The sequence below is a fragment of the Thermohalobaculum xanthum genome, assembly GCF_016623495.1.
GTDB lineage: Bacteria > Pseudomonadota > Alphaproteobacteria > Rhodobacterales > Rhodobacteraceae > Thermohalobaculum > Thermohalobaculum xanthum.
Genome location: NZ_JAEHHL010000006.1, coordinates 26,237 through 51,388 on the forward strand (window position 1 = coordinate 26,237; position 25,152 = coordinate 51,388).

Below are 25,152 nucleotides of genomic sequence, written 5' to 3' on the forward strand. Positions count from 1 at the left end.
TGAGGTTTCTGCACACGCGACTCTCTGAAAATGTGATTAATAAGAATGTCACCCGAAGCAAACGAACGGAGTGACGCAATGCCGATTTATGATCCAGAAGACGACCCGAACGGTTATCTTCCTTCTCGCAAAGTCAGGAGCCGTTACAACATCAGCGGAATGACGCTTGATCGTTGGTCCGGCGACGAAGACCTCGACTTTCCGGCGCCGATATACATCGGGCGCAATCGTTTCTGGTCCATCTCTGAATTGAAGGCGTGGGAAGCGTCTTTGCCTCGCAACAAAGACCGCTCGCGGCAGGCGGGCGTCGCGGCGTGACCGGAAAGAATTGGGCCGCTCTTGGCGGGAGCGGCCCAGGCAGAGTGTTCACGAAAACTAACAATCAGAACACTAAAGAAAATTGCCATTTTTTTCAAGCAATCGCGCTGATCGTGCGCCTCGACGCGTCGCACATCGCGGCTGGCTTCCTCGCATGGGGGGGCGCCGCGTGAAGGATTGCAAAGCTACCATCGAAACGCTGATCGCCGCCGCTGGCGAGCCCGGCCACCACTCGCCCGGACAGATTGCCGAGGGGCTGGCCGCGATCCTGCGTGCGAAGTGGAGCCGCCCGGCGCGGCTCGTCGTTGCCGGTGGCGCAATGCTTTCGCTCGACTACGCCGATCGCGAGATGCTGGCCGACGCCGCGCTCGACGCCCCGACGTGGGGCGATGCGATAGAGGCTCGGCGCAAGTCGTGGCTTGCCCGCTGGAAGGCCGAGCGGGAGGGCGGGGCATGAGTGATTATTGGGACGAGCCCGAGCGCGATCCGCTTGGCGAAGATCCGAAACAGGACGAGCCCGAGACGCCGGATCTGGTGGAGACGCCCGACCCTTGGCCGAGCGCGGTAAGCGGCCTTGAGTTGGCCGAGGATGTCCGCGCCGCATTCCTGGCGCATGTCGTGTTCCCGAGCGACGCTGACGCCGACGCGGCGACGCTCTGGGCCTTCGGCACATACTTCATGGGAATTTGGCGGCTGTGGCCGAAACTGCTGGTGCAGTCCCCGGAAAAGCAGTGTGGCAAGTCAACGCTCCTTGAGGAAATCGAGGCGCACGTCTGGCGCGGCTACATCACCGCCAACATCACGGCGGCGGCACTGTTTCGCATCATCGAGCAGTGGGAGCCGACGCTCCTGATCGACGAGGCCGACAGGTTCCTGCGGAACAACGAGGAAGCTAACGGCATCCTCAATGCGGGGCATACCCGCCGCCACGCCCGCGTGATCCGGACTGTCGAGGTAAAGGGCAACCATGTGCCCCGCGCTTTCTCTGTCTGGGGCGCGCAGGTGATCGCGACAATCGGATCACAGATGGACACGCTGGAGGATCGCTCGATCCGGATTGGCCTGCGGCGGCGTCTGTCTTCCGAGAAGGTTGCCAAGCGCCCCACGGACTATTTCGAGCGGCGGCTGATCGTCCGGCGGAAGCTGGCCCGCTGGGCAGACGATAACCGCATACGGATCGGCGCGCTCGATATGGAAGCGCCGGACTGCGGCAATCATCGGGCGCAGGACAACTGGACGCCGCTCTTCCGGATCGCCGCAGTCTTGGGTGGCCCGTGGCCCGAGCGAGTGAGCCGGGCTTACCTGCTCAAAGAGGCCAGCGACGGCGAGCGCGATGAACCTGCGGGCGTGATGCTGCTCCGCGACATCATGGGGCTCTTCGAGGAACGCGGCACGGATCGCCTTCAGTCGGCGGACATCGTGTCCGCACTGGTGGAGATGGAGGACCGCCCATGGCCGGAATGGAAGCAGGGCAAGCCGCTCACGGCGAATTCTGTATCCCGGCTGTTGAAGCGCTACGGCATTCGGCCACGCAAGATCCGCTTCGGCGCGATGTCGTTGAATGGATACGAGCGGGGCGCGATTGAGGCCGCTTTCGTTCGCTACTGCCCTCAAACCAGCCCCCAAACCGGAACACCGGAACAATCCAACGAAAACAACGGATTAGGTGCGATTCAAACCGGAACAGAAAGCGAGAATGTTCCGGATTGGAATGGCGCTAAACCTCTGAAAACAAACAATTGTTCCGGTGTTCCGGATGGAATGCGGGGATTGGGGGAAGACTGGGAGGGCTTCGAGTGAACGCGCCCGACCCCCGGCTAATCTGGGATGACACCGACACCCCGGCGGTGATGGCCCGGCGGCTGTGGTCGCAGGTGCTCTTGGCCGCCATCGAAGACGCCTTGCACCCGGCAACCGCCATGCGCCCGAGCCAAGGGCAATCCATCGCGTGGTTTCGCTCTCGCGACTTCGCGGAAGTTTGCAGCCTCGCCGGGCTCGACGCGCAAGCCGTTCTCGACCGGCTGCGCCCTCACCTCATCAAAGCTGAAAAGGAGACCTCGAAATGACCCACGAAGAACTCCTCACCGGCGCGCGGCAGCGCCTTCAGGACACGGCGGGAAAGCTGTGCAAGTTGCTCGACCCGCTCGACGTGGCGGGCTCCTTCCTGGCCATCGGGGCGGTGCTTCTGGTCGCGGCCATCGGCCCGGAAAAGGCGGCGGAATACCTGCGCGAACTCTCAGACGAAATCCTCGCGAAGGAAGGCGGGGGCAGCGATGCGCTGCACTAAGGCCGAGCAGGCACGGACGCGGGCGGCGCTCCGGCTGCGCGTTGCGGACTTGCTCGACCACATCGCGAAAGAGACGGGCGACGGGCGATACAGGCGCGCGGCTGGGCATGTGCTGGGCGGCAAGGGCGGCAGACCGCCGGTAGACGACGCGGCGGCCCTGCGGCTCGCTCAGGCGCTATGCGCGGACGGCACGTCCAAGCGCGCGGCGGCGCTCACAGTTGCCCGCATCTATTCGGCGGCTGGCAATGTCACAGCAATGGCCGAGCGCATCCGAAAAAAGCTAGGACGGAAATAGAAAAATCCCACGATACTGCGCGCACCGTGGGCTATAGTTGCTTTGACTGAAATCACGGCCCGTCGAGACGACGACGCCAAGCTCACAGAGAGAATATACGATGTCTGAGACTGCAAAGCTAATTCAGGAAATTGGCGTCGCCTTCGAGGAATTCAAATCCGGCTACAATGCCCGCCTTGACGACCTCGAAAAAATCGCGGCCCGCCCGGCGCTCAAGGAAACTTCGGGCGAAATCCTGACCGGCGGCCAGAAAGAGCACGTTGACGCGTTCTCGCGCTGGCTCAAGAACCCGCACAGCCCCGAGACGAAAGCGCACCTCGCGCAGTTCGACACGAAGGCGGCATCGGGTCTCAGCGAAGGCGCGGGCGGCTTCCTGGTGCCTGAATTCCTGTTTCGCCAGATTGAATCGCGCGTTCAGGACGTGAACCCGTTTCGCGGTCTCGTCCGGGTTATCGGCGCATCGTCTGGCGACATCCGGCTTCCGGTGAACAACAACGACGCGGGCGTCGGATGGGTTGGCGAGGGCGACACGCGCACCGCGACCGCCGAGCCGACTGGCGCGCAGCGCACGCCGACAACGGGCACGATTTATGGCTACGTCTCGTCGTCGGAAGAGCTGATTTATGACAGCGCTTTCGACGTTCGTAGCTGGTTTGTCGAGGCCGTGGGCGACGCCCTCGCGAATGCCGAGGCCGAGGCCATCGTTACCGGCAACGGCACGAAGAAACCGACTGGCTTCCTGAACGCTACGCCCGAGGCGGTGGGCGACAACGACAGCCCGGCGCGGACGGTTGGCGCGCTCGAATACATCGCGACCGGCACGCTGGGCGCGTTCGTGGCGAACAACGCGGGCTCGCCCTACACCTGTCCCGAGGATGTCTTCGCGGATGTGGCCTATCGGGTGCGCTCCCAGTATCGCGCGAACGGCACCTGGGTCATGTCGTCTTCGACGGCGGCGGCGGTGCGCAAGCTTCGCGACAGCGACAACCGCTCGTTCTGGGTCGATAGCATGGCGATGGGCACGCCCCCGATGCTCTTGGGCCGCCCGGTTGTCATCGCCGAGCAGATGCCCGCCATCGGCGCGAACAGCTACTCCATCGCCTTCGGCGATTGGCGGCGCGCCTACACGCTCGTGGAACTCGGCGGGCTGCGGATTACCGTCGATGACAACATCACCACCCCCGGCCAGGTGAAGTTCTACATCAGGCGGCGTCTCGGCGGCATCACCGTGAATGACGATGCGGTCAAGCTGATGAAGTTCGCCGCGTCGTGATGAATTCCGGGGGCGGCTTATCGGTTGCCATGCCCCCGGTTGCGGCCGCACCTCGCGCTCCTGTGCGCGGCCGCGCTTCCCGCCTGCTGGCACCTCACCCGGCAGGCGGGCTTTCCTTCGGGGCCACTCGGAGACGGCGACCACGGCCAGCCGAAAAACGAAAAGCGGAATGTGCGGCCCCAAGCCTCTTCTTGAGCATTCAATTCCGCATGGCCGAGCGAGCGGCGAGGCACGGCGACACGGCAGCGCAAGGCTGCACGACGCTCCCCTCGCGGCCCGCGACCCAACATGAGGCAGGGAATGGAAAGTAACCCGATTTGGACGACCAAGCGGCTCAGCGAAGACGAGAAGAAAGCACTACGCCGAGGCACCGGCGTCCGCGTCATCACGGCAAACGAGGCTGCCGTCATGCTGCAAATGGCCGAGGGCCTGCTCAAGCCGGAAGGCGAGGAATACTCAAGCGTTGGCGCGCGCGTGCGCGACATTCAAGACGCTTGGCGCAAGGGCAAGCCGACACCCCGCCCGAAGTTCAGCGGGCGCGATGCATGAGCGGCGAGACCTCAGACGATTACGCACGCATCGTTTGGGCCGATGGCAATCATCGGATAATCCGCTGCCGGTCGGATCTTCAGTGGATTATCCAAAGACGCGAGCGGGGAAATGCGTCCCGCCCATGGCGTGCAACCGCGTTCGTGGTAAACCCGCGCAATCTGCGCAACTTCGCTCCATTGCCCGATGAAGTGCTAGCCCCGCTTCTGAAAAAGCGGGGCTAGACTGATAGTCCATGACAAGGCTGGTGCGAGAAACGGTTACTGTTTCTTTGCAGTCATCTCAGCTGCAGGAAGACGATCCCGTCTGCCATCGAGAATGGATAGGCTATTTAGTATCCGACCGATGGCGGCGTTGATTACAACGTCCCCACCATCGGCGACCAGGTCGCCGCTACATGTCACCTTGCCATTGACGGAAAGGTCTGACTCGTCGCACGTGCAGCCCTCGTATTTCTCAGTCAAAGCTTTGCAACATTCGCCGCCATCGATGACCACACCTTCACCAGCTGTGCAGGTTGCGGTCCCCGCGACGGCAAAGCCTGCAGTGCCGATCATCACGAAGATGAATGCAAGCGGTGAGATTGATTTCCACAGCATGTCTCATTCCTCACTAGTGTATCGCCAGATGCTTTGCGCGTCATTCGCGCAATATCTCGCGCGTCAAGATAGAAAACACGATAAATACCCGAAGCGATCGAGTCGTTTTTTGAAAGTCATTTACAGATTTTTACACATTAACATACATCATGGCTTCTCATCTGTGAGCAAAGTCACATGATTTTAGGCGCTGACTTCTTCACCGCGCAATCAATTGAACGGTGTCATGTCCGTTGGAGAGTTTTAGAACCCGTCAGGTCGCCAACCGGTGGCACAATGGAATGAAGTTCAAGATGGCTTCGATCGTACCGCACAGCGATGCGATACGTCTTGAGTAGGTGGATATATGGGCAACGATGATGGCTGTGCGCGGTGCGCTTTACGGAGCCAATCGGCTTCTTTGGGTGGGGGGCTCGTTTCGCTGGGCCTAGGCGCCCGGCGACCGTCACCCGCAAAAAGCGCGCGTTTCCACAAAACAGAAAAATGAGGTGAGCATTGCCTAGACGCAGAAAGCCGCTTGCCGTCGCCAGTGTCACGGGCGCGGACGTTAAGAACCCTCAGCGGTATTCTGGCCGCTCGAATCTGAAGGTTGCGCCCCTCGGGGAGCCGCCGAAGCGGTTGAGCGATGCCGAGCGGGACGCATGGCTGGAGCTTGCGGACGAAATGCCCTGGCTTGCGCATTCGGACAGGAAGATTGTCGAGGTGGCCGCGAAGCTGACTGTGCGCCTCGCGGCAGACACCGACATGGGCGTGAACGCGCTGGCACAGTTGCGCATGTGCCTGTCGTCAATGGGCGGCACTCCTGCCGACCGCAGCAAGGTTGTATTGCCCGATGACGAGGACGACGACCCGCTTGCCGAGTTTCTGAATTGACCGGGGGGGTGGGTTAATCCTTCCGGCCCAGCGTCCGGGCAACCGCCACACCCGAGGGACAGAAACGCTAACCCAGAAAAATCGACGGTGTTCGCTGTTCCAGGCCTCAGCCTCGGCGAGTCCTGCGCGCAACACGGACACGCGCGCGAGTGCTTGTTCTGGCGACGTGCCCGGCCATCGCGTTGACCTGACCCGTGTTGAAGTTCACCTTCATTGGAACGATTTTGGGGTGGGGCAAAGAACATGGACAATCAAGCTACGACCGCGACCGGTAAACCTCATGAAGAGGTTCCGCTTACGCTCAAGGATGACAACGCTGTAGAGAGGCTGCGCGCCTCTCGGGTGAAATACCGGCAGAATCTCGAGATTGACGCGAAGAAGTCTGGCGCCGAATGGCTGATGTCATTTGCGAGCTACGAGCAGATCATGTTTCTGCACGCCGTAAAGGCTGGCAAACATAAAGATGGCCGTGAAATGCAACTCGACAATGCTGTTGTGCTCTTCGATGAGATCGACAGGCAGATCCCGCGGGTCTCGAAAGTCGCGAGCTGGTCGAGAGATGATATCTGGCTGGAAGCCTTCATAAACGGCGCCCTGGAGCGCTGGAGCGAATTCTCCGACAAGGTTGAAAACGCCTAACGCGGTTTGGTCCGCAATCAGCGTTAACGAAGCCTTAAGCCATCATCTGCCTTCGTAACGCGCGGCCACCCTCGTAGGAGATCAAGGGCAGCCGCGGCACGCCACGCGAGCAGAACACGCCACCGATACGCAAGCAAGCTGGTGGCGTGTTCATTCGACAGACTGCGCTTGTCAAATCCGCGGCGGGTTTGCGTCCTCTTTTTGACGCCTCAAGAGGCGAGCTAGGCGCATGACGAGGCGCCAGACGCTCGGATATTTTCCGTTCGGGCGCGACCGATCTAAACACCGCCTCAAGGCAGGCCGAAGTTTGTCCACCTCGATCGCGCCCCCGCGCGCGCGAGGCGTAAACTTATCTGTTGGTAAGGTTGCCGTGTGCAACGTTGTCAGCCATTGTCCATGCATGGGCCGGGGACTCTCACCACTACAACGCGAAATCCTCGAAGTGTTGGCGCAGTTTCCAGAATGTCCCGAGTCGGGCATCGTCAACGTTAAGTGCTGGCCGCGACCGACGGACGTTATCCTGGCGCTAGGCCGCGAGCCGACAAATTCTAACCGCAACACAGTGAGCAAGGCTCTTAGGTCTCTTTGCGCTCGCGGGCTCGTCGTGCCGCTTCGCGCGGAATTGCCAAGCCCGGGCAATGGATATCGCTACGCATTGCGAGCTAGCTAAAATGGCTGAATGAAAAAGCCCCCGACCGGGGCCGGGGGCAGGGTCGCGCTGTGCCGTTTGGAACACAGCATCGAAAGGGAAGCTTACGCGAGGCTTTTAATCGCTGGCAATCGCCTTGCGGGCTTCTTCAAGCGCCGCAGCGTGTTCCCCGTAGGCTTCCATGGCGCCGCCGATAATCGTGCGAAGCGCGTTGAGGTCATTGTTGCCAACGGTTCCGGCATCATCTGCGTCAGCAAACCAACGCGCGGCGCATAAGGCGGCTTTCATCCGGTCAAGGGCGCCGCAGTAGTTGGTGGCGTCCAGCAGGATGCTATGGGCGTCCCTGATGCTCTCAGGGCCGGGGACTGATTCAACGGGGTTGAGCATTGCCGTCTCCATCGGTGAGATTGCCCGGTCGGCGTCCTGGCATTGCGGACTCAACCAAACCGTGCTTGATAGTTTGACTATCATAAGCGGGCTCAAACGATGTCAATAGAAAAACTATCAATCCGGCAAATCAAGGCGGCCCGCGAACTGTTGGGCTGGAGCCAGCGCGACCTTGCAAAGCATTCGGGTGTGTCGCTTCCCACAATCATGCGGCTTGAAGCTGCGGGCGGCGAACTTGGCGGGCGGAAATCGACGGCGGACGCGATCCGCGCGGCTTTCGAGGCGGCGGGCTTGGTGTTCATTTTCCGAAACGGCGGCGGGCTTGGTGTTCGCCTGCGCTGATTCCGCGAAATCTGGCTAGGCCGTTACCCGTGGCGTTACCCGAGACGACAAAATAGCCAAGGCATCCAGATTAATTCATTGTTTTTATTAAATATTATTAGTTTAACTGGCAATAGAAGCCTTGATCCTTGTTCACGGTCCCCTCGATCCCGAGGACGAGAAGCCGGTCCTTCAGGGGTCTCATCCATTCGAGGTCGAAGAGGTGCTGGGCGTTCTCGATCATCAGCACCTCGAGCGCGGGAAGATCGAGGATCGGCCTGAAATCCTCGACCTTGCTTGGCGAATCGATCTGCAGCACGTGGAGCTTCTTGAGGTTCCTGAGCGGTGCGAGGTCGGGCGCGCGCATCGGGAAGCGCAGGTCGAGATGGACGAGTTCGGTCAGTTCGCCGATTTCATCCAGGAAGTCCTGGTCCGCCGCGGCGGCGGCAAGCCCGGTCAGCTGCTTCATCGCACCGACGCCCCTGTGGGACTTCTTCACCCGGTGTAGCTCGGCCTCGATCGCGTCGGGCGGGATCTCGGCGGCCGACTTGCGCGGCGGCCCCACCCGCAGCCGGTGCCGGTAGCGGTTGACGAGTGCGCGGAAGTAGGCCGGGCTCTCGGGATCGAGGCCGAATTTCCCGGTGCCTGCCATCCATCACCCCCTTCCAGCCGCCCGGGATCAGACCGCGACTTGCGGCCGGTGTTCGTCGCCGAAGGCCCGGGCGCGTTCATAGGCCCGCGCCGCACGAAGGATCGTCGCCTCGGCGAAGGGTCGTCCGACCAGCTGGAAGGCGACCGGCAGTCCGTTCGCGCTGATCCCGCAGGGCAGCGTCACGGCGGGCAGACCGAGGAAGTTGAACGGTCGGGTGCAGTGCCCGGTATCCTCGATCTTTGCCGCCGAGCCCCCCACGGGGTCGCCCGCGATCGGCGGCGGCTCAAAGGGCCAGACCGGTGCGAGGATCGCGTCGACCTGTGCAAGCGGGCCGTCGAGCACAGCGCGCAGCAAACGTGCCCGCTGGCCGAGCGCGGCGACATAGGCCGCTCCGGTGACGAAGAGGCCGGCGGCCATCCGGCCCAGCGTCTCGGGGCCGTAGTCGGGCGCGCGGGTCCTGAGCCAGTCGCGATGCTGCGCTGCCGCCTCGACATTGATCACGATCACGTTGAGGCGGTTCGCGTGCTCGATCCCGGGCAGGTCCACCTTCGAGACGGTGGCCCCCTCGGCCTCGATCAAGCGCCCGACATCTTCCATCTGCCGCCCGAGGTCGTCGGACAGGGGGGCGAAGAAATAGCGCTCGGCAATCCCGATGCGGAGGCCCTTCAGGCCGTCCTCGATCCCCGCCATGAGGTCGACGGGCGGGCGGCGCACAGACTGGGGATCTTCGGGGTCGTGTCCGGCCATGACCTGCGTCATCAGCGCCGCGTCGCGCACCGTGCGGCACAGCGGCCCGACCGTGTCGAGCGACCCGGCGAGCGGAAAGACGCCCGAGCGCCCGATCAGCCCGGCCGTGGGCTTCAGCCCGACCAGCCCGCAGGCCGCGGCCGGCAGCCGGATCGAGCCGCCCGTATCCGAACCAAGCGCCGCGGCGACCGCCCCGGCCGCGACCGAGGCGGCCGAGCCCGACGATGAGCCGCCGGGCAGATGCGCCGTGTTCCAGGGATTGAGAACGGGCCCGGTATGGACGTTCCGCCCGTCGGGGCCGAGCGCGAATTCGACCGTGTTGAGCCGGCCAAGATCGACAGCCCCGGCCCGGTCGAGTGCGCGGAGCGCGGGACCCGTGACGCGCGCAACATGGCCCTTGAGAATGGTCGAGCCCGCCTCGATCACCCAGCCTGCGCGGCCGTAGAGATCCTTGTGGGCCATCGGCACGCCGCAAAGCGGGCCCGGGTCCTCGCCTGCAGCGAGCGCGTCGTCGACCGCGCGCGCCTGCTTCAACGCGGCTTCGGGCTCGAGCCGCGCGACCGAGTTCAGGCGCCCCGTTGCGGTCTGCAGCGCGGCGAGGTGCCTCTCCGCCAGCTCGGTGGCCGAGACAGCGCGGGTGCGGACGAGCGCGGCGACCGCCTCGACGCTTGCGCCTGTCGTGGCGTCCGCCGGGGCGGGCTCGGCGGCCGGGGGCGGCGCTCCGCCACCGGTCGCGGGGTTCTCGGCGATCGAGCGCAGGGCTGCCGGATAGACCGAAGGATCGGCCGCCTCGAAGGGATCATGCGAGAGCCCGGTCGCGAAAGCCGAGTGCTGCTCGGCGGTTTCGCGCGCGGCGGCGATCATCGCCTCGTCGATGCCCTGCGCGGCGAGAATGGCGACCCAGTCGTCCGAGCCGGTCATACCGCACCGGCCTCCGCCAGTTCCGGAATCTGCCAGTCCTTGCCCGGGATCGAGGCAAGCAGCTCGCGCGTGTAGGCGTGCTTGGGATCGGCGAAGACCTCGGCCAGTGTGCCGTGCTCGACCACCTCGCCCTTCGACATCACGACGATGGTGTCGCAAACCTGCGCCGCCACCCGAAGGTCGTGGGTGATGAAGACGACGCTGAGGCCCAGCCGGTCGCGGATCTCGGCCAGAAGTTCCAGCACCTGCGCCTGGACGCTGACGTCGAGGGCCGAGACGGGCTCGTCCGCGACAAGAACCTCGGGGTCCATGGCGAGCGCGCGCGCGAGCCCGATGCGCTGGCGTTGCCCGCCCGAGAATTCGTGCGGGAACCGCTCGGCAACCTCCGGCTTGAGGCCGACGAGGCCGAGCAGCTCGCGTGCCCGAGCCATCGCTTTCGACTTCGGCACGCCGTTCGCGACCGGGCCCTCGCAGATGATCTCGCCGATCTTGCGGCGCGGGTTGAGCGAGGCGTAGGGATCCTGGAAGACCATCTGCACCCGCCGGCGGTGAGGCTTGAGCTGCCGTTTCGAGAGTGGCGCAAGGTCGATCCCGTGAAGGTCGATCCGCCCGCCATCGGGCTGCAGCAGGCGCACGATCATCCGCGCGACGGTCGATTTGCCCGATCCCGACTCGCCCACGATGCCGATCGTCTCGCCGCGCTTCAGCGTGAAGGACACGTCCTTCGCGGCGTGGACCTCGCGCCCCTTCGCGAGAAGGCCACTCTGCCTGTAGGTCTTGTCGAGGTCCTCGACTTTCAGGATCGGCACGCCCTCGATCGGCGTGCGGCTGCGCGGCGTCAGCGAGGGAATTGCCCGGATCAGAGCGCGCGTGTAGGGCGCCTCGGGCCGGTTGAGGATCTGGTCGGCCGTCCCCGTCTCGACCACCTTGCCGTGTTGCATCACGAGGATTCGGTCGGCGACCTCGGCCACCACGCCGAAGTCATGCGTGATGAACATCACGCCCGTCCCGTGCAGGTGCTGCAACTCGCGAATGAGCTTGAGGATCTGCGCCTGGGTCGTCACGTCCAGCGCGGTCGTCGGCTCGTCCGCCACCAGGACCTTCGGGTCCATGATGAGCGCCATTGCGATCATCGCGCGCTGGCGCTGCCCGCCCGAGAGCTGGTGCGGATAGGAAGCCGCGATCCGCGGCGGATCGGGAAGGTGGACCTCGGCGAGGAGGGCCAGCACCCGCTCCATCCGCTCTGCGGCCGAGAGGCTGGTATGGACGATCAGCACTTCCTCGATCTGCCGGCCCACCGTCATCAGCGGGTTGAGCGCGGTCATCGGCTCCTGAAAGATCATCGAGAGCTGTTCGCCGCAGAGCAGCCTGCGCTCGTGCTTGGGCAGTTGCAGGAGGTCGCGTCCGCCGAAGATGATCTGGCCCGCCGAGGCGCGGACGCGCGGCTCGGGCAGGAGCCCCATCATCGCCCGAGCGGTCAGCGACTTGCCCGAACCGGACTCGCCCACGACGCAGACGATCTCGCCCGCGTTGAGCGTCATCGAGAGATCCTCGACGGCGTAAGGCCGGTCCGCGCCATCGGGAAGGGCGACATGAAGGTTGCGGATGTCGACAAGCGGCGCGGTCATCCCTTGCGCTCCCTCAGCCGCGGGTTCAGCGCGTCGTTCAGGCCCTCGCCCACGAGGTTGATCGCAAGCACGGTCAGAAGGATCGCCACGCCGGGGAAGGTGCATATCCACCAGGCGCGCCGCAGGACCGTCCGGCCCGCGCCGACCTGGAAGCCCCAGCTCATCACGTTGGGATCGCCGAGGCCGAGGAAGGAGAGACCCGACTCGATCAGGATCGCTGTCGCGACGAGCAGCGAGCCCGCGACGATTACGGGCGAGAGGCAGTTCGGCAGTATCTGGATGAGGATGATCTTCCAGTCCGGCACCCCCATCACGACCGAGGCCTGGACGAACTCGCGGTTCTTCATGGAGAGGAACTCACCGCGCACCAGGCGCGCGAGCGCGGGCCACGACACCACCGCGATCGCGATGATGATCGACTGGATCGAGGGCGACATGATCGCGACGAGGAGGATCGCGAAGACGAACGAGGGGATCGTCTGGAAGACCTCGGTGATCCGCATCAGGAGGTCGTCGATCCAGCCGCCGTAATAGCCCGCGAGCGCCCCCATGAGGGTTCCGAAGACCACGGCGACCACGGTCGCGACCAGCCCGATCATCAGCGAGGTGCGCGCGCCGTGTGCGATGCCCGCCATCACGTCGCGCCCCAGCGTGTCGGTGCCGAAGATCCATTCGCCGAACGGCGGCGACATCGGCCGCCCAGCCAGGCTGAAGGGATTGTCGGGATAGATGATGGGCGCGATCGCGGCCAGGACGATGACGCCGATAAGGATCGCAAGGCCCAGAACCGCCGGTCGGTTCCGCGCGAATAGACGCCAGAAACCGAGCGCCCGCGCGCGCAAGTTCGGCGCTTCCCCCTCGGGGAGCTGTTCCGTGAGATCGGTCATTTCAGTTCGATCCTGGGGTCGAGCAGGGTGTAGAGGATGTCGACGATCAGGTTCACGATCAGAACCAGCACCGCCGAGAGGAAGAAGATTCCCATCAAGAGGTTGAGATCGCGCGCGAAGAGCGATTCGAAGGCGAGCTGGCCGAGACCGGGCCAGCCGAACACCGTCTCGACGATGACCGAGCCCCCAATCAGTGACGAGACCTGCACGCCTGCCATGGTAACGACGGGAAGAAGCGCGTTGCGAAGCACGTGCCGGAATGTGATGCGCCGCTCCGAGAGCCCCTTGGCCCGCGCCGTGATGACGTAGTCCATCCCCGCCTGCTCGAGCATCGAGGCGCGCATCAGCCGCGTGTAGAGCGCGAGATAGAAGAGCGAGAGCGTGATCGCCGGCAGCACCAGATGATGCGCGATGTCGAGGACCCGCGCCCAGCCCGTGTGAAAGGCCGCGATCGTCTCCATGCCCGATGTCGGGAACCAGCCCAGATTGATCGAGAAGACGACGATGAGCATCAGCCCGACCCAGAAAAGCGGCGTCGCGTAGCTGACCAGCGCAAGGATCGAGATGACGTTGTCGCGCCAGGTGTTGAGCCCGGTCGCGGCGAGGAGTCCGAGCAGGATGCCAAAGCCGACCGCGAGCAGGATGGTCGTGACCATCAGGATCAGGGTCGGGCCCAGCCGGTCGATCACCAACTGCGCGACCGGCATGTCGTGGCGGAAGGAGTACCCGAAGTCGAGCATCAGGACGCGCCCGACATACTGGGCAAGTTGCACCGGCACCGGCTTGTCGAGGCCGAACTTGGCCCGCAGCTCGGCCATGTATTCGGGCGTCGCGCTTCCCGCCTCGCCCGCGAGCACGTCGGCGGCGTCGCCGGGCGCGAGCTTGAGCAGCAGGAAGTTGATGATGATGATGGCAAGCAGGATCGGGATCGCCTGGAGAAAACGGCGCAGGATGAAGGCGATGCGTCCGCTCATGCCGGTCGCGCCGCGCCGAGGATGGATCCGGGGCGCGAGGCCCCGGATCCGGCAGTGGGTGCATCTGGACGCATTCGGGGCATCACTGCTCGAAATACGCGTCGGCGAAGGAGTGGTAGACGCCCAGCGGGCCCATCACCGCGTTCTTCAGATTGGCGCTGTGAACGGTGGTGAACTCGAGCTCGTGCATGAAGATGATCGGCGAGGCGTCGACGATCTGGCGCTGGAAGTCGTGGTAGAGTTCGGCGCGCTTCTTCGGGTCGTTCTCGACGCTGGCCGCGTCCATCAGGGCGTCGGTTTCGGGCGATGACCACTTGGTGCCGTTCACGAAGACCGTGCCCGGGCGGATCTGGTTCGAGTGGTACTGGCGATGGACACCCAGCACCGGGTCAGGCAGGCCGTAGAGCCAGTTCGAGGACATCTCGTAGTCGTAGTCGGTGTAGACCCGCTTCAGCCAGGTCGCCACGTCCTCGTAGCGTAGCTCCGCGGCGATCCCGAGCTCGGCGAGCACCTGCTTCACGTATTCGCCGAAGCGGCGCCATTCCTCGCCATAGGGCGTGAGGTCATGGATCATCCGGAAGCGGATGCCGTCCGCGTCGCGGGGAAGTCCCGCCTCGTCGAGCATCGCGTTGGCCTTTGCGATGCGGTCGTCGACCTCGAAGCTCTCGACACCATCGGTGGTGAAGATGCCGCTCGGCTCGAACGCCGAGTGGATCGGGCCAGTTGCGGGCTTGCCGAAGCCGAACCAGATGTTGTCGATGACGAACTGCCGGTCCAGGGCCGTCGCAATCGCCTTGCGTACCAGCGGGTTGTCGAACGGCGCCTTGGTGACGTTGAACTGCAGCTGCATGATCGGCGCAACGTATTCATAGCCCTTGGTCGTCACGTCGATCTCGGGCATTTCGCCCAGGCGCGGCACGTCGATGTTCGGGATCGCGCCGAACGCACCGAAATGAACCTCGCCGTTCTCGATCGCCGCGGTTCGGGTGGAGGCATCCGCGATGAAGCGCACGACAACGCGGTCAAGGTAGGGCTTGCCCTCCTGCCAGTAGTTCTCGTTCTTGTCGAGGCGGACGAACTGGCCCTTCTGCCATTCGACGAACTTGAAGGGGCCCGTGCCCACCGGCGCGTTCGCGGTCGGGTTCTCGCGCGGGTCGGTCCCTTCGAACAGGTGCTTGGCGACGATCGGGCTTTCATAGCCATTGAGCGAGATCATTAGGTAGGGCGCCGGCTCGGAGAGCTTGAAGACGGCCGTGTAGTCGTCAGGCGTCTCGACCGCCTCGATGACCTTGAGCGTGGCGCCGCCGCGGGGGTGAACCTCGCGCAGGACGTTCATGATCCCATACTGCACGTCCGCCGAGGTGAACGGCTTGCCGTCATGCCAGGTGACACCCTCGCGCAGCTTGAAGGTGATGGTCTTGCCGTCTTCGCTGACGGTCCAGCTTTCGGCCAACGAGGGCTTGAGCGTGAGGCCGTCGCCGACGTCGATCAGACCCTCGTACACCTTGGCGGCAACCTGGCCGATCGGACCGGACGTCGAGAGATAGCTCGCGAGGTTGGGTGGCTCGGGCACGGTGACCTGAACCAGCGTGCCACCGCTTTGCTGTGCGAGGGCGGGACCGGTCACGAGCGCGAGCGATAGACCGATGGCGGCAAGGATACGACTGTGTCGTCCCATGGGCTGTCATCCTTCTTCCTGTCGTGGCGCGCGGGTCGTGCCCGAGCGCGGCTTTTCTTTTGTGGAAACCGGGGGTGTCCGATGTCGACGATAGCCCGTGAGAAAATACATGGAAGATGTGAGTTTGCGTCGAACGCGAAAAATTGACACATACCTTGCGGAATCTGCAGCTTCTGGCCACGAGTCCAGTTTGAGCTTTCAGGACCGGACGCTGGCACTTCTTCCACATGAAGGGATCGGGCAAGATCCGGAAATCGAGACGACGGGCCGGATCTCTCGCGGATGCGAGCGGGCTGCCCCGGTCCGATGCTGCGTCCGCCGCCCCATGCCACAGGAGCAATTGATGCTTGAGAAACGCGACTTCTACATCGACGGCGAATGGCGCGCGCCCAGTGCCCCGAACGACCTTGAAGTGATCGACCCGTCGACCGAGGAGGCTTGCGCCGTGATCTCGCTGGGCAGCCGGGCCGACACGGATGCGGCCGTCGCCGCTGCGGTGGCAGCGTTCCCGGGCTGGGCGGCGACGCCGAAGAAGGACCGGATCGCGCTGGCCCAGAGAATTCTCGAGGTCTACGAATCGCGGGCGGATGACATGGCCGAGGCGATCAGCCTCGAAATGGGCGCGCCGATCGACCTTGCGAAGACCCAGCAGGTGCCCGCCGGATCCTGGCACATCAGGAACTTCATCCGCGCGGCCGAGACGTTCGAGTTCGAGCGCCCGCTTGGCGCGCACGCTCCGAACGATCGCATCCTCTACGAGCCGGTCGGCGTCTGTGGCCTGATCACGCCGTGGAACTGGCCGATGAACCAGGTGACGCTAAAGGTCATCCCCGCGCTGCTGAGCGGTTGCACCATGGTGCTGAAGCCGTCGGAAATCGCGCCCCTGTCGTCGATGCTGTTCGCCGAGATCATGCACGACGCCGATACGCCCGCGGGGGTCTTCAACCTGGTCAATGGAGACGGCGCGGGCGTCGGCACGCAGCTTTCGGGTCATCCCGATGTCCACATGGTCTCGTTCACCGGCTCGACCCGGGCCGGCATCGCGATCTCGAAGACCGCGGCCGACACGCTCAAGAGGGTGCATCTCGAGCTTGGCGGCAAGGGCGCCAACATCATCTTCGCGGATGCCGACGACCAGGCGGTGAAGCGCGGCGCGCTGCACTGCTTCAACAATACCGGCCAGTCCTGCAACGCGCCGACGCGCATGCTGGTCCAGCGCGAGATCTACGATCAGGCGGTCGAGACGGCGGCGGCCACCGCCGGGATGGTGCAGTCCGGCTCCACGCGTGAGCCCGGTCGTCACATGGGCCCCGTGGCCAGCCAGAGCCAGTTCGACAAGATCCAGGAGCTGATCCAGACGGGCATCGACGAAGGGGCGCGGCTGGTCGCCGGTGGAACCGGGCGCCCCGAGGGGTTCAATCGCGGCTACTACGTCCGCCCGACGGTCTTTGCCGATGTTTCGAACGACATGACCATCGCACGCGAGGAAATCTTCGGCCCGGTGCTGTCGATCATTCCGTTCGAGAGCGAGGAGGAGGCGATCGCCATTGCCAACGACACCCCTTACGGCCTGACGAACTACGTCCAGAGCCAGGACGGCGTGAAGCGCAACCGCCTAGCGCGGCGCCTTCGCTCGGGCATGGTCGAGATGAATGGCAAGCCGCGCAGTGCAGGCAGCCCCTTTGGCGGCATGAAAGCCTCGGGCAACGGGCGCGAGGGCGGCGTATGGGGGCTCGAGGATTTCTGCGAGGTCAAGGCGGTCAGCGGCTGGGCTGACGATGCCTGAAGCCCCGGTCTGAAGGGACCGGCGCGTCGAGCGGCTCAGCCGCTCGATGCGGTTTTCCGGGCCTTCTCGAGCCCGCTCATCAGGGCATCCACGATCTGGTCGATCGCGCCGTGGCGTCGGAAATACACCGCCGGGTCGCGCGCCAGGGGCTCGAATTTCGACATCGCCGCGAGCGCCCGCTGCGCCTCCTGCGCTTTGCCAAGCTCGCCATTGGCGATCGCGAGAAGAGCATAGCTCACCGCTGAGCCGTCCACGGCAGAGAGCTTGGCGAAATGCAGCATCTGCTCGTAATCGTGGTTCAAGCAGTGAGAGACCGCGATCAGGTGATAATACCAGCCGGGGGGACGGGCCGAACGGTCGATCGCATGATTGAGGAGTGCGATCCCTTCCTCGAACTTGCCGCGCACCGCAAGCCGCCAGCCCAACTGCGCAAGAGCGTCCGGGTCGTGCGGGTTGAGCGCCACGGCTTGCCGCGCCAGGCGCTCGGCTTCGTCATAATGGCCCATGTAATGATTGATCGACGAGAGTGCCTTCAGCGCCAGAGGGTTCTGCGGCTCGAGCGCGACCGCGCGGGACGCGGCCGAGAAGGCGGAGTTGTACTGGGCCGGCAGCTCATCGAGCCCCGTGAACTCGTAGCGCCCCGCATCGAGGTGGAGCCAGCCCAGCATGGCCCATGCATCGCTGTAGCCGGGATCACGCCGCACCGCCTCGCGCAGGCAGTCGAACACCGGCTGGAATTCGGTTTTCGAGAAGCTCCGCCGATATCCATAAGCGCGCAGCACGCAGATATAGCTTTGCATGCTCGACACCGAGGGGGTTTCGGCCCTGAGCCGCAGGTCATTCGCGACGATCCCGTAGGGCTGCCCCAACGCGGTCGCGATATCGCCCGACAGGTCGCGCAGGACCTGGGCGAAGGTCGCCGGTGCCAGCGGCGCGTCGGTTCCTTCTGTCCACAAGACGCGCCCGGTCTCGGCTTCGACAAGCTGCGAGGCGACGTGAATCTGCTCGGCGGTCGTCGTGACAGAGCCGGTGACCACATAGGCGACACCGAGCTTGCGAGCGAGCTCGATGCCCCCATTGGCCTGAACGGTGCTCGCTGTCGGAGAGACGTAGACACGGAAGCCCGGGAACTTCATCAGGCTGCCGATCAGCTCCTGTTGAATTCCTTCGGCGAGGCGGCGGCTGTCCTCGGCTGCATCGAGCGTCGTGAACGAGGTCACGACGATGGCTGGCTCGAATGCTGCACTGCGCGCCGGCGGTTCGTCGGCGGGCGTGATCAGCAGCCAACTGAGCGCGGCTCCGATCGCCAAGACGATGCCGAGGCCTGCCGACAATAAACCCAGGGCAGGCATCTTCCGTCGCGGCGCCGTCCCGGAAGCCGGTTCGACCGTGGCACCCTCGTCCAACGGTGGGTCGCTTCCCGCTGACCCCGCGCCCGATGGCTGGGTGCCCTCCTGCCACTCGAAACGCGGCACGTAGGATCCCTTCGGCATTGAGATCAGCACCGCGTCGTTGCGTCCGGCGGACACGTAGTAGCCGTCGAGGTCGCGCCGAAGCCGTCTCGCCTCGAGGCGCACGACGGGATCCGTCTGGGGGTCGAAGCTGTCGTCGCGGCCGAAGACCTCGACCGCGATCGTGTAGCCCTTCAGCCGCGAGCCCCGCCCCGCAAGCGTTTCCTCGACGATGAATCGCAGGAAGTCGCGCCGCCGTTCGCTTGCCTGGAACTGCTCGCTGGACAGGGTCCTCTCAAGCTGCGCCACGACCTCCTCCGCCGATGGCTTGACGTCGGCGGGTGGCGGGATGGCGGCGGCAGTGTCACTTTGCGTCATGCGATTGGCTGAATGAGCGTTTCTGGCGAATTGCAATACTCAACACGCGCTGCGAGGCACGCCCGCAGCTTTGTGCGAATTCTAGCATTGTCCTGCAACATTGTCGTGGCGCGCCCCTGCATGCGACGTTTTCGCCTGCGGGAGCCTCATGTTCCCCTGTTGCGGGAAGGTCCGCACATGTTCGCACCTCCCCGGATCCGGGCATCCGTCGCACGCTCGTGCCGAAGATTCGCCCCTGCGCGACGCGCCCCGTGAGATGGCGTGGCCTGCAGCTGCGAGAAAGCCCTTGGGCCCCGGCCATGGATGCCATGCATGCGATCCTCGATCGTTTCCCGATGCGCGCTCTGGAGATCCTGCGGCGCAGCCAGCGGGATCCGCGTTTAAGGTCGATCTGCGGAGATTACGCGGAAGCGGCCTCGGCCCTGCGCCACTGGGAGGGCATGGCCGGCGACCTGCACCCGACAACCCGGGAGTATCGCAGCTTTGTCGGCGAGCTCGAGAACGAGATCCTCGGTCGCCTCGACGAACCTGGTGACTGAGGCCGAGCAGGGATGGCCCGGACGCCGCGCGCCCGCATGGAAGGCGCGGTTGGCGTGCCCGTGAAACCGACGAACCCGCGATTTTCAATCCAGGAGGAATTGACCATGCGACCCAGATCGACACGCCGGAGCATGCCGGGGCGGACCGTCCGCGCCGTGCTGTCGGCACTCCCGGCGCTTGCGCTGGCGGCGGGCGCGCTGTTCGCGCCAGACGCCCAGGCGCAGGACATGAAGCCCAACATCCTGCTGATCGTGTCGGACGACACCGGGTGGGGCGATCTCGGGCCCTATCTCGGCGGAGCGGCGCGCGGCATGCCGACACCGGCCTTCGACAAGCTGGCCGATGAAGGCATGTTCTTCACCAACTTCTACGGCCAGCCGAGCTGCACTCCCGGCCGCGCAGCGATGCAGACCGGTCGCATCCCCAACCGCTCGGGCATGACCACCGTGGCCTTCCAGGGCCAGGGCGGCGGACTGCCGGCGGCCGAATGGACGCTGGCCTCGGTTCTCAAGACCGGCGGCTACAAGACCTACTTCACCGGCAAGTGGCACCTGGGCGAGAGCGACTACGCGCTGCCCAACGCGCAGGGCTACGACGTGATGAAGCACGCCTTCCTCTATCACCTCAACGCCTATACCTACGCCGACCCTGCCTGGCACCGAAACATGAGCCCGGACCTTCGCGAGATGTTCGCGAAGGTCACCACCGGCTCGCTTTCCGGCAACGCGGGCGAGAAGGCGACCGAGGACTTCAAGGTCCTGGGCAATGCGGACACGCCAAAGGACGGCAAGGTCGGCATTCCTTATCTCGACGCCTACGTCCAGGACACGGCATACGGGTTCCTCGAGGACGCCGCCAAGGACCCCGACACGCCGTTCTTCATCAACGTCAACTTCATGAAGAACCACCAGCCGAACATTCCGCATCCCGATTTTATCGGCAAGTCGATCTCCAAGTCGGACTATGCCGACGCGGTGGTCGAGCTCGACGCCCGCGTGGGCAACGTCTTGAAGAAGCTCGATGACCTCGGCCTCGCCGACAACACCCTGGTCGTCTACACGGTCGACAACGGCGCGTGGCAGGACGTGTATCCGGACTCGGGCTACACACCGTTCCGCAGCACGAAGGGTACCGTCCGCGAGGGCGGCAGCCGCGTGCCCGCCATCGTGCGCTGGCCGGGCAAGGTCGAACCCGGATCGAAGAGCGACGCCATCGTCGGCGGCCTCGACCTGATGGCGACCTTCGCTGCCGCTGCCGGCGTCGACCTGCCGACGGAGGACCGCGAGGGCCAGCCGATCATCTTCGACAGCTACGACATGACCCCGGTGCTGACCGGCTCGGGCGAGTCGAAGCGCAAGGACTGGTTCTACTTCACCGAGGACGAGCTCTCGCCCGGCGCGGTGCGGGTCGGAAACTTCAAGTACGTGTTCAACCTGCGTGGCGACGACGGCGCCAAGACCGGCGGCCTCGCTGTCGACACCAACCTTGGCTGGAAGGGCGCGGAGAGCTACGTCGCCACCGTGCCCCAGGTCTTCGACCTGCTGGCCGATCCGCAGGAGCGCTACGACATCTTCATGACCACCTTCACCGAGAGCACCTGGGCGGTTGTTCCGGCCAACGAGGCGGTGAAGGAGAAGATGAAGACCTACATCAAGTATCCGCCCCGCAAGCTGCAGTCCGAAACCTACACGGGCCCGATCACGCTGAGCCGCTACCAGCGGTTCAAGTGGGTCCGCGAGCAGCTGGAGAAGGACGGGGTGAACATAGGTATGCCCACGGGCAACTGAGCTAGAATGCATCACGGCCGGGCCCGTTCGCGGGCCCGGCGACGCGCAACACCCTCATCCGGACATCAGATCATGCTCGACGCCCTCAGAGAACTTGGTCGCGCCGCTTCCTTCGGTCTTCTCGCGCTCTCGGCCAGCGCGGGCCTCACCCTAGCCGCCGAGGACCCTCTGCCATCGTGGAACGATGGTGAGACCAAGGCTGCGATCGTCGACTTCGTTTCGGCCGTGACTTCGGAGGGCGGCGCGGACTACGTGCCACCCGATGATCGCATCGCGACCTTCGACAATGACGGCACGCTGTGGAGTGAGCAGCCGATGTATGTGCAGCTCGCCTTCGCGCTCGATCGTATCAAGGCGATGGCGCCCGACCATCCGCAATGGAAGGAGACCGAGCCCTACAAGTCGGTCCTGGCCGGCGACATGAAGGGCCTTGCCGCATCAGGCAAGAAAGGCCTGCTCGAGATTGTCGCCACCACTCATGCGGGCATGAGCAGCGAGGAATTTGCGCAGATCGCGGCCGACTGGATCGCGACGGCCAAGCATCCGGTGAGCGGCAAGCTTTATACCGAGATGATCTACGCGCCGATGCTCGAACTCATCAACTATCTCAAGGCAAACGACTTCGAGGTCTTCATCGTCTCGGGCGGCGGCATCGAGTTCATGCGCCCCTGGACCGAGAAGACCTATGGCATCCCGCCCGAGAACGTCGTCGGCTCGTCGATCAAGACCAAGTACGAGATCCGGGATGGCAAGCCCGTGATCTTCCGGCTGCCCGAGATCGACTTCATTGACGATGGCCCCGACAAACCGGTCGGCATCCAGAAGTTTATCGGCAAGCAGCCGATCGCGGCCTTTGGCAACTCGGACGGCGATTTCCAGATGCTGGAATGGACCACCGCGGGCGCCGGGCGCCGTCTCGGCATGATCGTTCACCACGACGACGCCAAGCGGGAGGTCGCCTATGACCGGAAGTCCCATATCGGGCACCTCGACAAGGCGCTTGATGCCGCGCCCGAGAAGGGCTGGCACCTGATAAGCATGAAGGACGACTGGTCGCGGATCTTCCCGGACTGAGTGCCGCATGGCGATCGGGATGGAGAAGGGTGCGCGGTGACAACGCGAGCGACCAGCGGTTGCCTGGCGGCGCTCCTTCTTCTCTCCACGGTCGAAGCGGCGCGCGCCGACGCCGACCTCGCCAAGCAACTTCAGAACCCGATCGCCAACCTGATCAGCGTCCCGATCCAGAGCAACTTCGACTTCGATCTCGGTCCCGCCGATGGATGGCGCAGCACGACGAACATCCAACCGGTCATTCCCATCACGTTGGGCGATGACTGGAACATGATCAGCCGGACGATCGCGCCGGTCATCTACCAGGACGATGTCGCGGGAGATTCAGGCTCGCAGTTCGGTCTCGGGGACACGTTGCAGAGCCTGTTCCTCTCGCCGCAGAAACCCGTGAAGACGCCGATGGGCAACCTCGTCTGGGGCGTCGGCCCCGCGGCGCAGATCCCGACATCGACCGACCGGCTCCTGGGCCTGGGAACGTTCGGGCTCGGCCCCACGGGTGTCGCGCTCTTCCAGCAAGGTCCGTGGACCTATGGCGCCCTGCTGAACCACGTCTGGGGCGTCGTCGAGACCAGGGACAACCTGCCCGATCTCAACAACACCTTCATGCAGCCCTTCATCGTCTACACGACGCAGTCGGCATGGTCGTTCTCGGTCAATTCCGAGCTCAACTACAACTGGGATGCGCAGAGCGGCGAGCACCTGGCCGGGCCGATCAATTTCGGGGTCGCGAAGCTCGTGAAGATAGGCGAGCAGCCGGTGCAGATCCAGGGCCGCCTGCGTTGGTGGGCTGCCGACACGCCCGCGAGCGCCGAGGGTCTCGGGTACACGGTCAATGTGACGTTTGTCTTTCCCAAGTGACGGAACCGCCGCGTGCGGAGGCGGCAGCATCCTTCGAACACCCTTCGGTTGCCCGGCGCGATGACGCTCCCGCCAGGGGCCTGCCCGTCGCGCAGAAGGTCAGACCGAGCTGAGCAGGATCGAGGTCTCGCTGTTCGTGATCCCTTCCACGCTTCGGACCTGGCGCAGCACGCGGTCGAAATCGGGCAGGCTGGCCGCACTGAGTTGCGCGACCAGATCCCACTTGCCATTGGTCGAGTGGAGCTGGCGAAGTTCCGGCAGGCCGCGCAGCTTGCGGATCACCGAGGTCGTTGATTGCCCCGAGACCTCGATCATCATGATCGCATGAACGCCGTCGGGCCCGTGATCCTGCCGGGCTCGGATGGTGAAGCCCAGCACGGCACCGCTTTCGAGCAGCCGGTCGAGCCGGTTCTGAACCGTGGCCCGAGAAACACCGAGGATCGAGGAGAGCTTCGAGACCGGTGCCCGCCCATCCTCGCGCAACACGGCAACCAGGCGTCGGTCGAGGTCGTCAAAGATGTGCATGGCAATTTGCGTATCTTCTGTTGGCATTTTGTATGAAACTTGTGCTCACTTCGCGCAGCATTGCAATGCAATTTGAGAGGCCAATAGGGGAATCTCCAGTGGATGTCGTCATCCCGCAGGAGACACCCGATGCCGCAACCGTCGCTGCAAGCGCCTGGCGCTGTCGTCATGATCCGGCCCCACTGCTTCACGCCGAATTCCCAGACCACCGGCGACAACAGCTTCCAGAAGCTTCCGAGCGGGCGCTCGCCCGAGCAGGTCGCGCGCGCGGCCTTCGACGAGGTGTCCCGGGCGGTCGATGCGCTGCGCGGTGCGGGCGTCGACGTTCACCTGTTCGAGGACGAGATGCCCGGGCGGCCGGATTCGGTCTTTCCGAACAACTGGTTCTCGACCCATGCAGGAGGGCACGTCGCCGTCTACCCGATGTATTCGGCGAACCGCCGGACCGAGCGGCGTCCAGACGTCCTCGAGATGCTCAAGCATCGCTTTCGCGTCCAGGACATCATCGACTATTCCGGGCTCGAGCAGGACGGGCTGTTCCTCGAAGGCACGGGCGCGATGGTGATCGACCATCTCGAGCGCGTCGCCTACGCGGTTCGGTCACGGCGTACGAGCGAGGTCCTGCTGGAGCGGTTCTGCACCCATTTCAACTACGAGCCAATTGTCTTCGATGCCGTCGACAGCAACGGGCTGCCGATCTACCACACCAACGTGCTGATGTGCATCGGTACCGATTTCGCAATGATCGGGCTCGAGGCAATCCGCGACGACGCGCGGCGCACCGAGATCGCCGAGCGCCTTCGCAGGGGCGGGCGCGACATCATCGAGCTGTCGCAGCACCAGATTGCGAACTTCGCAGGCAACGCCATCGAGCTGCATGGCCGCGACGGGCCGGTTCTGGCAGTGTCGCAATGCGCGCTCGACGCGCTCGACGCCGGGCAGATCGAGCGCATCGAGGCGCATGCCGACCTGCTCCCGCTCGCAATTCCCACCATCGAACTTGCCGGCGGCTCGGTTCGCTGCATGATCGCAGGGCTGCATCTCAGCCCACGCCCGGCCAAAACCGCTTGAGGTCCAGA

At 64.4% G+C, this 25,152-nt stretch carries 26 protein-coding genes; 16 read left to right on the forward strand and 10 right to left on the reverse strand.

Annotation, left to right across the window (positions count from 1 at the left end; all coding sequences use genetic code 11):
- Positions 1 to 78 precede the first annotated feature (78 nt).
- From H0I76_RS09910 to H0I76_RS09940, 7 genes are all read left to right on the forward strand, one after another.
- Positions 79 to 318, forward strand: a complete 240-nt coding sequence (locus H0I76_RS09910) for a hypothetical protein (RefSeq protein WP_200609715.1) — start codon at positions 79 to 81, stop codon at positions 316 to 318.
- A 169-nt stretch (positions 319 to 487) separates the two neighbouring features.
- Positions 488 to 775: a hypothetical protein gene (locus tag H0I76_RS09915; protein WP_200609716.1), complete on the forward strand. Its 288-nt coding sequence runs from the start codon at positions 488 to 490 to the stop codon at positions 773 to 775.
- Complete coding sequence (locus tag H0I76_RS09920) at positions 772 to 2,118, forward strand: DUF3631 domain-containing protein (protein WP_200609717.1); 1,347 nt, start codon at positions 772 to 774, stop codon at positions 2,116 to 2,118. The genes H0I76_RS09915 and H0I76_RS09920 overlap by 4 nt, the downstream gene beginning before the upstream one ends.
- The gene (locus H0I76_RS09925; protein ID WP_200609718.1) at positions 2,115 to 2,384 is read left to right on the forward strand and encodes a hypothetical protein; all 270 of its coding nucleotides are present in this window, start codon (positions 2,115 to 2,117) and stop codon (positions 2,382 to 2,384) included. Before H0I76_RS09920 ends, H0I76_RS09925 begins: the two co-directional genes overlap by 4 nt.
- Positions 2,381 to 2,605, forward strand: a complete 225-nt coding sequence (locus H0I76_RS09930; RefSeq protein ID WP_200609719.1) for a hypothetical protein — start codon at positions 2,381 to 2,383, stop codon at positions 2,603 to 2,605. Before H0I76_RS09925 ends, H0I76_RS09930 begins: the two co-directional genes overlap by 4 nt.
- A 395-nt stretch (positions 2,606 to 3,000) precedes the next feature.
- On the forward strand, positions 3,001 to 4,173 hold the full coding sequence (locus H0I76_RS09935) for a phage major capsid protein (protein ID WP_200609720.1): 1,173 nt from the start codon (positions 3,001 to 3,003) through the stop codon (positions 4,171 to 4,173).
- A 288-nt stretch (positions 4,174 to 4,461) separates the two neighbouring features.
- The gene (locus tag H0I76_RS09940) at positions 4,462 to 4,722 is read left to right on the forward strand and encodes a hypothetical protein (RefSeq protein WP_200609721.1); all 261 of its coding nucleotides are present in this window, start codon (positions 4,462 to 4,464) and stop codon (positions 4,720 to 4,722) included.
- 260 nt (positions 4,723 to 4,982) lie between these two features.
- Here H0I76_RS09940 and H0I76_RS09945 read toward each other — a convergent pair whose 3' ends face one another.
- Positions 4,983 to 5,321: a hypothetical protein gene (locus H0I76_RS09945; RefSeq protein WP_200609722.1), complete on the reverse strand. Its 339-nt coding sequence runs from the start codon at positions 5,319 to 5,321 to the stop codon at positions 4,983 to 4,985.
- A 618-nt stretch (positions 5,322 to 5,939) separates the two neighbouring features.
- Between H0I76_RS09945 and H0I76_RS09950 the strand changes: the two genes are divergently transcribed.
- Both H0I76_RS09950 and H0I76_RS09955 read left to right on the forward strand, forming a co-directional pair.
- Entirely contained in the window at positions 5,940 to 6,194 is a 255-nt protein-coding gene (locus tag H0I76_RS09950; RefSeq protein ID WP_200609723.1) for a hypothetical protein, read from the forward strand.
- Between the two features lie 243 nt (positions 6,195 to 6,437).
- A complete protein-coding gene (locus H0I76_RS09955; protein ID WP_200609724.1) occupies positions 6,438 to 6,833 on the forward strand; it encodes a hypothetical protein in 396 nt (131 codons plus the stop codon).
- A 766-nt stretch (positions 6,834 to 7,599) separates the two neighbouring features.
- Here the strand turns inward: H0I76_RS09955 and H0I76_RS09960 are convergent.
- Entirely contained in the window at positions 7,600 to 7,869 is a 270-nt protein-coding gene (locus H0I76_RS09960; RefSeq protein WP_200609725.1) for a hypothetical protein, read from the reverse strand.
- A 99-nt stretch (positions 7,870 to 7,968) separates the two neighbouring features.
- Here H0I76_RS09960 and H0I76_RS09965 point away from each other — a divergent pair, with 99 nt between their 5' ends.
- Positions 7,969 to 8,211: a helix-turn-helix domain-containing protein gene (locus H0I76_RS09965; RefSeq protein WP_200609726.1), complete on the forward strand. Its 243-nt coding sequence runs from the start codon at positions 7,969 to 7,971 to the stop codon at positions 8,209 to 8,211.
- A 97-nt stretch (positions 8,212 to 8,308) separates the two neighbouring features.
- Here H0I76_RS09965 and H0I76_RS09970 read toward each other — a convergent pair whose 3' ends face one another.
- The 6 genes from H0I76_RS09970 to H0I76_RS09995 all read right to left on the reverse strand — a co-directional run bounded on the left by H0I76_RS09970 (position 8,309) and on the right by H0I76_RS09995 (position 15,677).
- Positions 8,309 to 8,842 (reverse strand): hypothetical protein, encoded by a 534-nt coding sequence (locus H0I76_RS09970; protein ID WP_200609727.1) that lies wholly within the window; start codon positions 8,840 to 8,842, stop codon positions 8,309 to 8,311.
- A 27-nt stretch (positions 8,843 to 8,869) separates the two neighbouring features.
- The gene (locus tag H0I76_RS09975) at positions 8,870 to 10,510 is read right to left on the reverse strand and encodes an amidase (protein ID WP_200609728.1); all 1,641 of its coding nucleotides are present in this window, start codon (positions 10,508 to 10,510) and stop codon (positions 8,870 to 8,872) included.
- Positions 10,507 to 12,138 (reverse strand): ABC transporter ATP-binding protein, encoded by a 1,632-nt coding sequence (locus H0I76_RS09980; protein WP_200609729.1) that lies wholly within the window; start codon positions 12,136 to 12,138, stop codon positions 10,507 to 10,509. Before H0I76_RS09980 ends, H0I76_RS09975 begins: the two co-directional genes overlap by 4 nt.
- Complete coding sequence (locus H0I76_RS09985) at positions 12,135 to 13,025, reverse strand: ABC transporter permease (RefSeq protein ID WP_200609730.1); 891 nt, start codon at positions 13,023 to 13,025, stop codon at positions 12,135 to 12,137. The genes H0I76_RS09980 and H0I76_RS09985 overlap by 4 nt, the downstream gene beginning before the upstream one ends.
- The gene (locus H0I76_RS09990) at positions 13,022 to 13,999 is read right to left on the reverse strand and encodes an ABC transporter permease (RefSeq protein ID WP_200609731.1); all 978 of its coding nucleotides are present in this window, start codon (positions 13,997 to 13,999) and stop codon (positions 13,022 to 13,024) included. Before H0I76_RS09990 ends, H0I76_RS09985 begins: the two co-directional genes overlap by 4 nt.
- Before the next feature lie 82 nt (positions 14,000 to 14,081).
- On the reverse strand, positions 14,082 to 15,677 hold the full coding sequence (locus tag H0I76_RS09995) for an ABC transporter substrate-binding protein (protein ID WP_200609732.1): 1,596 nt from the start codon (positions 15,675 to 15,677) through the stop codon (positions 14,082 to 14,084).
- Positions 15,678 to 16,020: 343 nt separating this feature from the next.
- On the opposite strand from H0I76_RS09995, the gene H0I76_RS10000 reads away from it, so the two are divergent.
- Positions 16,021 to 17,463 (forward strand): aldehyde dehydrogenase family protein, encoded by a 1,443-nt coding sequence (locus H0I76_RS10000; protein ID WP_200609733.1) that lies wholly within the window; start codon positions 16,021 to 16,023, stop codon positions 17,461 to 17,463.
- Between the two features lie 35 nt (positions 17,464 to 17,498).
- Here the strand turns inward: H0I76_RS10000 and H0I76_RS10005 are convergent, their stop codons facing one another.
- Positions 17,499 to 19,223: a tetratricopeptide repeat protein gene (locus H0I76_RS10005; protein ID WP_200609734.1), complete on the reverse strand. Its 1,725-nt coding sequence runs from the start codon at positions 19,221 to 19,223 to the stop codon at positions 17,499 to 17,501.
- 368 nt (positions 19,224 to 19,591) lie between these two features.
- Between H0I76_RS10005 and H0I76_RS10010 the strand changes: the two genes are divergently transcribed.
- The 4 genes from H0I76_RS10010 (at position 19,592) to H0I76_RS10025 (ending at position 23,548) form a co-directional block, all read left to right on the forward strand.
- Entirely contained in the window at positions 19,592 to 19,831 is a 240-nt protein-coding gene (locus tag H0I76_RS10010; RefSeq protein WP_200609735.1) for a hypothetical protein, read from the forward strand.
- 105 nt (positions 19,832 to 19,936) lie between these two features.
- Complete coding sequence (locus H0I76_RS10015; protein ID WP_234455247.1) at positions 19,937 to 21,619, forward strand: arylsulfatase; 1,683 nt, start codon at positions 19,937 to 19,939, stop codon at positions 21,617 to 21,619.
- 72 nt (positions 21,620 to 21,691) lie between these two features.
- Complete coding sequence (locus H0I76_RS10020; RefSeq protein WP_200609736.1) at positions 21,692 to 22,693, forward strand: HAD family hydrolase; 1,002 nt, start codon at positions 21,692 to 21,694, stop codon at positions 22,691 to 22,693.
- 36 nt (positions 22,694 to 22,729) lie between these two features.
- A complete protein-coding gene (locus tag H0I76_RS10025; RefSeq protein ID WP_234455248.1) occupies positions 22,730 to 23,548 on the forward strand; it encodes a transporter in 819 nt (272 codons plus the stop codon).
- Between the two features lie 99 nt (positions 23,549 to 23,647).
- Here the strand turns inward: H0I76_RS10025 and H0I76_RS10030 are convergent, their stop codons facing one another.
- Entirely contained in the window at positions 23,648 to 24,073 is a 426-nt protein-coding gene (locus H0I76_RS10030; RefSeq protein ID WP_200609737.1) for an Lrp/AsnC family transcriptional regulator, read from the reverse strand.
- Between the two features lie 129 nt (positions 24,074 to 24,202).
- On the opposite strand from H0I76_RS10030, the gene ctlX reads away from it, so the two are divergent.
- Positions 24,203 to 25,144: a citrulline utilization hydrolase CtlX gene (gene ctlX, locus H0I76_RS10035; protein ID WP_200609738.1), complete on the forward strand. Its 942-nt coding sequence runs from the start codon at positions 24,203 to 24,205 to the stop codon at positions 25,142 to 25,144.
- The last annotated feature ends 8 nt before the right edge of the window (positions 25,145 to 25,152 follow it).